Here is a 2,691-nt window from a genome sequence, read left to right on the forward strand (position 1 = left end):
TTGTCAGCCACCTACTAATCAAAAATACAACTTATTGTATTGTTCCGGCGCGGAGGGGCATCCCGTGTCGTTAATAAAGCTTACCGAGTATCCGAACCGTTGGGTGGAGTTGGTAAGAAGCCCACACTGTAATCTTTGATTCAGTGTGGGAGTATGTCACTGAACTTCTGCCTTCTGCCTTCTGCCTTCTGCCCTCTGCCTTGCTTTGGCCAAAGTGTAAGTATTCAACCGGACATCAAATTACCGTATCTTCCCGGAAAGCTAGGTTCTGAATCCGCTCGTCCAATGTTGGGTCAGTATCAGGCTGATTAAAGGCATTGGCTGCCGTGGGGAAGAATTGATGGAGGTATTCTGCCAGGGCATCCTGCTCGGAACCAAAGGAGGCAAAATTGGCAAAACCATCGAAAGGTTCAGAGAGCGCACCATCTCGGATGCCGTTTTTGTTGAGGTCTTCGTCAGCATCTAAAACCCCATTGCCATTGCTATCCGGCTCACCCCAGAAATCAACCCGATTGAACAAAGCTGGATTGGCACTCAAGAAGGTGGATAAGGGAGCGCCATCAGCCACGTAGCTAATGGTAACACCACGAAACGTGCGGCTGGGATCCCCCACTAATTCACCATTCTGAGCCACTACATCGAGAACTTGGTCTTGATCGTCCAGGACAACCAGAGACAGAACCCGATCATTGGCAGGACGACTGCTATCAAAGCTAAACTTAAGCCGACCGACTTGGGGAAACTGGCCGGGAGTGACACCTGGAGCTGTTGCCGCCACTGCATCTTCGATGGTTTCCAGCAATTGATCCGCTGTGACAGTAAACAGGGTAAGTCCATTGTTAAAACGGAGGGAGTTGGTGATGTCGAGTTGGGAAACTTCCCCTTCTTCCTTGCCCACCTCAGGATTGGCTGCTGGGGGCAACAGTTCAAAGTCATTGGGGTCGATGCCACCGTTAGCAGCGCTAATTACTCCGATGTTGGAACGGATGCCACCTCCATTTTTGAAGGAAAATACCGTTGTAGCATCTACAGTTTTGGCATAGGTCAGGTTAGCATCAGCCGTTAGGTTACCCAGGTTAGTTTCTTCGGTACGGACAAAAGCGCGATCGCCCCGCAGGAAAACGTTGGTATTGCCAAAAATGTTGCTATCCTGAGTACTGATCACTTCATCCAGGGTATTGGTAATTTCTACAACCTCTGGATCTGGGGTTCCTCCTACCGCTTCGACTCCTTGATCATCAGTGGCGTAGGCTCCACTAATGTTGGGGTCAATACTGCTGGGAATCAGGATACCGTTTGCATCAAAGTCCACTACCAGACGACCGACATACTTATAGGTGGCATCGGTGTTCACAACAGCGATCGCATTTCCATCTCCATTGGTTTTGAGAATGGGATAAATACCACCACTGGTATCTCCCAGCCGCAGACGATCCGTGGCATCAGACAGCAAGGTATGAGACCCTCCCGCCACGATTATATCTACATCCCGCAAACGAGGGGCTAACTCATCCCGCTCAATGGTCAACTGTTGCATGTGAGCCAGGAGAATAATCTTGTTGATGCCCGTAGTGGTCAATTCATCCACCGCAGTTTGGATTGTAGCAGCCAGGGCGTCATAGTCTGTGGGATTTTCCGGGAACACCGTGACTCCATCAGAGGAAGAGATGGTAGGCAGAAGGGGTGTGCTTGCTCCCACAATACCAATTGGCTCACCATTGACGGTAATCACTGCAGTCCCTGCAACCTGTCCTGGCGGAATAGTACTGACTTCTTGACCGTTTGCCGTGATCAGGCTGGAGAGGTTAGGGTCTGTGCTATAATCGAGATTTGCACTGAGATAGGGAAACAGCGCCCCACGGTAAGCTCCATCTGGTTGAATGATATCCCGCACTTCATTGCTGCCGAGATCGAAATCATGATTCCCAAAGGTCGAAGCTTGGATACCGAGTTGATTGTGGATTTCGATATTGGCATGACCAATACTAGCCTCTCCCACAGGGGTCTCGTTCAACCTAGGGTCGCTGCCCGCAAACAGGAACGGACTGGGAATGTAGTTGTCTCCAGAGGAGAGGACAAGGGTGTTGGGGTAGTCCTTCTTGAGGGCATTCAGGACGGCGGAAAACCGAGGAGCATCTTCCAATGCGTCTAGTCCGGCCTCAAAATCTGAAGCATGGAGCAGTTGTAGAGTAAAAGGCTCTGGATCTGAGTCAACAACCTCTGGCTCAGGGTTACTGGTGCCTGTAGAGCCTAGATCGGGGATGGGTTGATTCTGTTGTCCTATCACCAGGTAGGCAACAATGGCCAAAACTAGTGCGATCGCGACTCCTACCCCTATTTTCCAAATACGGTTCCAATTCATTGAATATACCTAATAGCTTTTCTGTGCCTTGTTTACGATATCAATTAATTGTTTATTTTTGGGCGTTGCTGAATTAAGGAATGAATGCGGGATCATCTAGTTTTATTAAAGCCCCCTAAATCCCCCAATTCTGGGGGACTTTGAAAGTCTTTTTCCCCCCAGCGAGGGATTGCTCGCTGGGGGGCTAGGGAGTGTCTTCAAACTCGGAGATCCCCCTAAATCCCCCTTAAAAAAGGGGGACTTTGAGTATGGCTCCCCCCTTTTTTTAAGGGGGGCTGGGGGGGATCATAATCATGCGACAAACTTTGAAAACACGCCCTAGGGGGGCA

Annotated in this window: 1 protein-coding gene; it reads right to left on the bottom strand. The window is 49.9% G+C overall.

Annotated elements, in window-relative coordinates:
* Positions 1-235: 235 nt before the first annotated feature.
* On the bottom strand, positions 236-2,362 hold the full coding sequence (locus F6J99_RS43990) for a bifunctional metallophosphatase/5'-nucleotidase (RefSeq protein WP_293123488.1): 2,127 nt from the start codon (positions 2,360-2,362) through the stop codon (positions 236-238).
* Positions 2,363-2,691: the final 329 nt, after the last annotated feature.

Origin of the sequence: Moorena sp. SIO4G3 (assembly GCF_010692305.1) — a bacterium.
Classification (GTDB): Bacteria; Cyanobacteriota; Cyanobacteriia; order Cyanobacteriales; family Coleofasciculaceae; genus Moorena; species Moorena producens_A.